This is a genomic window from Paraburkholderia sp. 22099, assembly GCF_052045835.1.
Taxonomy (GTDB): Bacteria; Pseudomonadota; Gammaproteobacteria; order Burkholderiales; family Burkholderiaceae; genus Paraburkholderia; species Paraburkholderia terricola.
This window is the reverse complement of the sequence record NZ_JBQEPU010000003.1, coordinates 298,109-304,397: the sequence shown is the minus strand read 5'-3', so window position 1 is coordinate 304,397 and position 6,289 is coordinate 298,109. Positions and strand designations below refer to the sequence as shown.

General features: G+C 64.2%; 6 protein-coding genes. All 6 read right to left on the bottom strand.

What is annotated here, in order from left to right; translation table 11 throughout:
- Positions 1-848: 848 nt before the first annotated feature.
- Genes ACTJLC_RS05290 through ACTJLC_RS05265 form a run of 6 tightly spaced genes read right to left on the bottom strand, consistent with a single transcriptional unit; the run spans position 849 to position 6,156 of the window.
- Positions 849-1,658, bottom strand: a complete 810-nt coding sequence (locus ACTJLC_RS05290) for a c-type cytochrome (RefSeq protein WP_083084673.1) — start codon at positions 1,656-1,658, stop codon at positions 849-851.
- Positions 1,655-3,280: a b(o/a)3-type cytochrome-c oxidase subunit 1 gene (locus tag ACTJLC_RS05285; RefSeq protein WP_310119190.1), complete on the bottom strand. Its 1,626-nt coding sequence runs from the start codon at positions 3,278-3,280 to the stop codon at positions 1,655-1,657. The genes ACTJLC_RS05290 and ACTJLC_RS05285 overlap by 4 nt, the downstream gene beginning before the upstream one ends.
- The gene (locus tag ACTJLC_RS05280; protein WP_114161855.1) at positions 3,267-3,836 is read right to left on the bottom strand and encodes a cytochrome C oxidase subunit II; all 570 of its coding nucleotides are present in this window, start codon (positions 3,834-3,836) and stop codon (positions 3,267-3,269) included. The genes ACTJLC_RS05285 and ACTJLC_RS05280 overlap by 14 nt, the downstream gene beginning before the upstream one ends.
- Positions 3,837-3,838: 2 nt before the next feature.
- Complete coding sequence (locus tag ACTJLC_RS05275; protein ID WP_167363320.1) at positions 3,839-4,015, bottom strand: hypothetical protein; 177 nt, start codon at positions 4,013-4,015, stop codon at positions 3,839-3,841.
- 24 nt (positions 4,016-4,039) lie between these two features.
- Entirely contained in the window at positions 4,040-5,443 is a 1,404-nt protein-coding gene (locus ACTJLC_RS05270; RefSeq protein WP_310119188.1) for a c-type cytochrome, read from the bottom strand.
- Positions 5,440-6,156, bottom strand: a complete 717-nt coding sequence (locus tag ACTJLC_RS05265) for a c-type cytochrome (RefSeq protein ID WP_114161856.1) — start codon at positions 6,154-6,156, stop codon at positions 5,440-5,442. Before ACTJLC_RS05265 ends, ACTJLC_RS05270 begins: the two co-directional genes overlap by 4 nt.
- Positions 6,157-6,289 lie beyond the last annotated feature (133 nt).

Sequence of the window (6,289 nt, the reverse complement as noted above, 5' to 3'; positions counted from 1 at the left end):
GCTGAGTGCGTCCGTCGGGTTCTCTTCGTCATCTTCAAGGTTCCTTTGTCGGCATTATCGCCGCCTCAGGCCCCGAGCGTTTCACTTATCCGGCTGTCCGAATTTGCGCGGCCACCTCTAACCGTCAGCCTTGAAGTGGGTCTCCTGGCTTGGAGGGCGTAGTGGTGCATCTGGAATCGGTGTCCTCGCGCACTCCGCGCCCGTGACAAGGCAGTCATACTTCCCGCCTCGCACTGCGTGCTCGCCGGAAGGGGCCGTCGGCACACCAGCGGCTTCGCTTGGGCGCGGCGGGGGCCATCGGCTTCGCCTCGGCGAGGCGCCGAAATCAGGCGGGTATTTCAGACATGCGGCTGACCCCTGGCCGTAGGCGCGGATAGTCCGACCGCGCACCGATGCGCCTGGCGAGTCGTCAGCATTCGGTGCAGTCGCTTGGCGCACGCAGCACTACTGGTTTCAAGTCTCCCTGCTGACCGCAGAAGTGGCTTGCAGTTTGGAGAACTACTGCTGACGCAGAAGCGCCCTGCGGTTCGATGAAGTACCGCGACGGCGCGCGCAGCGTCGCCGGAAGAATGACTGCCTTGTCACGAGCGTGGAGTGTGCGAGAACACGGATTCCAGATGCACCACTGCCCCCTCCAAGCCAGGAGACCCGCTTCAAAGCTGGTGGTGTGAGCCGCTTTCTTTGCCTACTTTCTTTGCGGCGGCAAAGAAAGTAGGTGCCGCCCCGCACAGGGGCAACGCCAATAGACCACTAAGCCAGCAAGGAAAGGCCAACAAACCAAGCCCAACAAACCCAGCCCAACAAACCAAGCCCACAACCCAAACCGCCGAGCAGGCAAAAACCGTCACCTACTGCATAGCCGCATAATACTTAGCCAACCCATCAATCTCCGCAGAAGTCATCTCCCGCACCACATTCCGCATCTGCTCGTTAATGTCATTCCGCCGCGCGCCGGAAGCAAACGCCCGCATCTGCGCAGCGAGATAAACAGACGACTGCCCGCCAAGCCAGGGCGCCGCGCCTTTGCGATCGAGTTGCCCATGACAGGCAGCACAAGGCGCGATATTGCGCCGCGGATCACCCTGCATCGCAAGCCTCACGGCATTCGCATCCGGCTGCGCACCGGTCGGCAAAAGCTCGGCCGCGGTCGCGCGCGGCAACGACGCATAGTAAGCCGCCAGATCGTGCAGATCCTGATCGCTGCGCGCCGCGATGATCGGCTGCATGATCGCGTTCTTGCGCACGCCCTTCTGATAATCCCGCAATTCCTTATAAGTCACGTCGGCATATTGCCCGGCCAGCGCGGGCGCCGTCACCTGCACCGTGCCCAGCACGCCGTGGCACATCGAGCAGTTCTGCGTCGCGATCGTCGCGCCGCGGCCGATCGAATTCGCGTCGGCTCGCACGCGGTGCAAGGGCGGCAAAACCACCACGTCGCTCGGCGCCGGGCCGGCGATGTTGGCGCCGCCGTACCAGCTCGACGGCGCGCCCGCGGCGCTGCAAATCGTCGCCCACAAGCCGCGCCCGGCGAACGAACTATTCGCCGAGGGTAACCAGATAAAGCCGATCAGTATCGCCACGACGGCAATCGCAAGCGTGCCGCCCACGCTCACCGTGAACCACGGATTGCGGAAGCTGAAGACGCGTTCCTGATTCATCGCTGTGCTCCGACGACCACCGCGGGCACCGACGTCTGCGGCAACTTGAGCAACTGCACGATCGGCACACTGTAGTTGACAACCGTCAGTCCGATCATCAACGCCACCCACAAGCCGAAGCTGTTGAGCGCGGCAGGCACGCGCTCCACCGGATGCACCGCGCTCGCGAACTGGAAGCGCTGCTGCTCCACCGCCGGTCCGAACTGCGACTTCGCGAGGATGTAGACGAACAGCACGCCGGACACCACCAGGATCAAGCCGCCCACCGCGGACATGCCCACCCAGAACGCCTGCGCTTCCATCCCCGGCATCGTGTAGTCGTAGTAGGCCATGCGGCGCGGCGCGCCGAGCAGGCCGACGTAGTGCCAAGGCAGCGTCACCACCAGCATGCCGATGAACCACAGCCACAACTGCGTGCGCACCAGCTTCAGCGAGACGATCGCGCGGCCGGTCAATTGCGGCCATAGTTCATACGCGATCGCGAAATACATGATCACGATGGCGCCGCCGAAGATCAGATGGAAGTGCCCGGTCACCCACTGCGTGTTGTGCACCGTCGAGTTCAACTGGTAGCTCATGTTGATCAGGCCGCCGGCGCCGCCGAGACCCAGCATCACGAACGAAAACGCGATTACGAGCATCATCGGGTTCCGCCACGGCAACGCGGTGAGCCAGCCGAACGCGCCCTTGCCGCCGCGCAGCCTGCCGGCGATTTCCACCGACGCGCAGATCGTGAACACCGTCAGCAGGGTCGGCACCGACACCATGCCGGTGAACACCGCATGCACGAACTTGAAGCCCGAACCGACCTGCGGATCGACGAACAGATGGTGAATGCCGATCGGCATCGCGAATACGAGGAACAGGATGAACGACACGCGCGCCATCGAGTCGCTATAGAGCCGTCCGCCGATCGCGCGCGGCACCAGCGTGTAATACGCGATATACGCCGGTATCAGCCAGAAATAGACGATCGCATGCAGCGTCCACGAGAACAGGACGCGTGAGAGGCCGGCGTCGATCGTGCTGGTGAGACCGAGCGCGACCGGGAGGATCTGGAACAGGATCTCGAGCGCCGCGCCGAGCGCGGTCCATGCCCACAGGTAGGCGCCCGCCACGTTGGCGAACATCGCGAGCGGCACGGCGCGGCCGGGATTGGCGCGTTTCCAGATGCGCAGATTCACGTGCATCAGCGCGACCCAGATCCACGAGCCGACCACCACCAGCACCACGCCGATGTAATAGAAGGCGCTGCCGATCATCGGCGGATAGAAGGTGTAGAGCACCGAGGCGCTGCCGAGCGCGACGGGCACCATCGCCATCACGGCGCCGATCGCCAGCATGATGAACGCGGCCCACGCCCATTTGAGCCCGACGAGCCGCTGCGCGAGCGCGAGTTCGACGATCGCATAGCCGAAACCCATCGAGACCAGGGTGGGCAGCACGTAGGCCATCACCGAACCATGCGCGGTCACGGAGCGGTAGTAGAGCTCGGGGTCGCCGACCCACGGCGCGAGGGGGCTGCGTACCAGCATCTGCCAGGCGCCGAGAAGCAGCGCGATCAGAAACGCGATGAAGGCAAGCCAGAAATGCGCGAGAACGAGTCGCTTAGCGTGAAACACAGCTGAGTCTCCGGGATTGTCGGGCCTGCTCGAAGAAGGCGGCTTTGTCGATCACTTTCACGTGCGCCCACATGGCCTGGTGACCGAAGCCGCAGAACTCGTGGCACGGCATGGTGTGATCGGCCGGTTTGTCGAAGCGCGTGTTCAGCGTGGCGACGTAGCCGGGCACGACCATCGTGTTGATGTTGGTGTCGGTGACGAGCAGGCCGTGCACGACATCGGCGCTGGTGGTGCGGATCGTGACCGGCGTGTCGGCGGGCACCAGCAGACATTGCGGCGTGAACGAATACTGCTGCGCGACGAAGCGCACGACCACCGAGCCGTCGGGCTCCACCGCCGTGCCCAGGTTGTCCTCGACGAATTCGCCGGACAGTTGCAGCCGCGAGGGATCGATCGTCTCGACCCGCGACGGCGGCATCATCGCCCAATGCAGCCCCGAGTACACGATGACGGCCAGCATCAGCAGGATCAGCGCGCCGGCGAAAATCGCCCAGCGGCGCTCGGCGCGCAAGGCGACCGCGTGGCCGCCCGATGAATGATTGGAATCGGTCGACATGATCAGTGAACGACGCCGCGCGGCAGGAACACGAAAAAGTAGAAGCCGAACCAGATCGCCATGACGATCAGCGTGGCGACGCCGGCTACGGCAATCGCGCCATGCGGGCCGGCCGCGATGACGCTTTCCACCTCGTCATCGGTCGGCGCGGGCGCGCTGCGGGTATCGTTCGCTTCCATCAAAAGTCTCTCCAGTGCAGCGGTTCAATGCAGCGGCGCGTTGCGTAGCTCGTTGACGTCGCGAGCCGTCACCGGCTGGCCGTGATTGCCCCACGCGGTGCGGATATACGTGACCACGGCGGCGGCGTCGGTGTCGTTCAGTTCCTGCGCGAAAGGCGGCATGCCGTAAGGCTCCGGATTGCGCATGGTGCCTGGCGGAAAGCCGCCGTTGAGCACGATACGGATCGGATTCACCGCCGAGTCCATTTCGATCGACTGGTTGCCGGCGAGCGGCGGGTAATGCTGCAACTTGCCTTCGCCCTTCGCGCCGTGGCAAATCGCGCATTTGTCGGCGTAGATCTTTTCGCCGAGCGCGAACACGTTGGTGTTGGTCGGCGCGGACGGCCCCGACTTGCGGCCGCGATTGTCCGGCAACGTCTTGAGATACACGGCCATCGCCTTCACGTCCTCGCCCGTCATGTACTGAAGGCTGTGGTAGGTGACTTCGGCCATCGGCCCGTACACGGCGCCGCGATCCGAAATGCCCGCTTGCAGCAGATCGACGATGTCCTTGATGCTCCAGTCGCCGAGACCGCCGTCCTTGTCGGACGTGAGCGACGGCGCGTACCAGTTCTGCACCGGAATCAGGCCGCCCGCGAACTGCTCGCTCTGCGACGAGCCGCCGAGCATGTTGATCTTGGTGTGGCACATCGTGCAGTGCCCGAGCCCTTCGACCAGATACGCGCCGCGGTTCCATTCCACCGACTTTGTCGGATCGGGCTGGAACTCGCCTTCGCGGAAATACAGCGTGCGCCAGCCGTACAGCAGCTTGCGCTGATTGAACGGGAAGCGCAGCGTGTGCTTGTGGTTCGGCTCGCGTACCGGTTGCACGCTCTTCAGGTAGGCGAAGATCGCGTTCGAATCCTCGCGCGTGACCTTGGTGTATTGCGCGATCGGCATGGCCGGGTACAGCAGCCTGCCGTCCTGCGCGAGGCCGGTGCGCATCATCTTGAAGAATGCTTCCTCGCTCCACGTGCCGATGCCGTATTGCGCGTCCGGTGTGATATTCGGCGAATACAGCGTGCCGAACGGCGTCTCCATGGCGAGACCGCCGGCGAACAGCTTGCCGCGCGGCGCGGTATGGCAGGCGACGCAGTCGCCGGCGCGCGCCAGGTACTCGCCGCGTTTGACGATGTCGGGGCGGGTATCGGCGTTGGCGCCTGGCGTCGTTGCAGGCGTTGCAGGCGTTGCAGCGGGCGTGGCTTCGGCGGCGCGTGCTTCCTCGATCAGCAGCACATGCGGTGCGCGCGGCAGCACGACGCTCATGACCAGGCCGGCAACCAGCGCGCCGCATGCGAGCGACGCGACAGCGTGGCGGCGTTTGTTCGCGACGTCAGACAGAGAGCGCAGGGCGCGAAGCGCGCGCGAAAGGCGAGAGGTCGGCTTCATTGCGGTTGGCTCCCGCATGCGAGAGGCAGCCGCTCGGCGGAGGCCGGTGCAGGCCGCGGATCGGCCGGGCGTGGCTGGCGCGCGAGCCAGCTCGATACCGCGGTGATGTCCTTGTCGGTCAGCTTGACGGCGATCGCACGCATGCAGTCGGGCGCGAGCGCATGACGCGTGCCCGAGCGCCAGGTGCCCATCTGTCCGGCGATGTAGCTCGCGTGCAAGCCGAGCAGACCGGGGATGCCGGGCTGTTTGCCGGTCATGCGCGCGCCGTGACACGCGACGCATGCGGGTATCTTGCGCGCCGGGTCGCCTTGCGTGACGAGGCGCTCGCCGGCGGCAAGCACGGCTGGCGCGACTTCGCCTTGATCGGCGTTGGGATAGGGCGGCTGGAGGTCGGCGAAGTACTGGCTGATCTTGCGCAGATAGTCGTCGGGCAGAAACGCCAGTAGATAGCCCATTGGCGGATACGTGCGGCCGCCGTCGCGGAATGCGGCCAACTGATTGAACAGGTAGTCGGCAGGCTTGCCGGCGATACGCGGGAAGTAATCGTTGTTCAGGCCTTGGCCTTGCACGCCATGACACGAGGTGCAGGCACGCACGCGCTCGTCCATGGCCGAGGGCATGGTGCCTGACGTGTTGGCCGCGGCGAAAGTCGCGCCGCTCCACAGGACATAAAGCACAAACAGAACCGAAGATCCAAGAGTTCTACGATGCACGCCAAGCCTCGTTTAGGGACGTTCTTTTTCTCGAGTTATTTTCGATCGATCATCCAATGGATTCATTCGCGAATCCAATGAACGATGCATGACAAATCAGCCCATCTTTCTTTTATAGCGACTGCGTGAACGA

Coding starts and splice junctions, on each gene's coding strand:
- ACTJLC_RS05290 (WP_083084673.1), bottom strand. CDS start 1,658: ATGAATCAGGAACGCGTCTTCAGCTTCCGCAATCCGTGGTTCACGGTG.
- ACTJLC_RS05280 (WP_114161855.1), bottom strand. CDS start 3,836: ATGTCGACCGATTCCAATCATTCATCGGGCGGCCACGCGGTCGCCTTG.
- ACTJLC_RS05275 (WP_167363320.1), bottom strand. CDS start 4,015: ATGGAAGCGAACGATACCCGCAGCGCGCCCGCGCCGACCGATGACGAG.
- ACTJLC_RS05270 (WP_310119188.1), bottom strand. CDS start 5,443: ATGAAGCCGACCTCTCGCCTTTCGCGCGCGCTTCGCGCCCTGCGCTCT.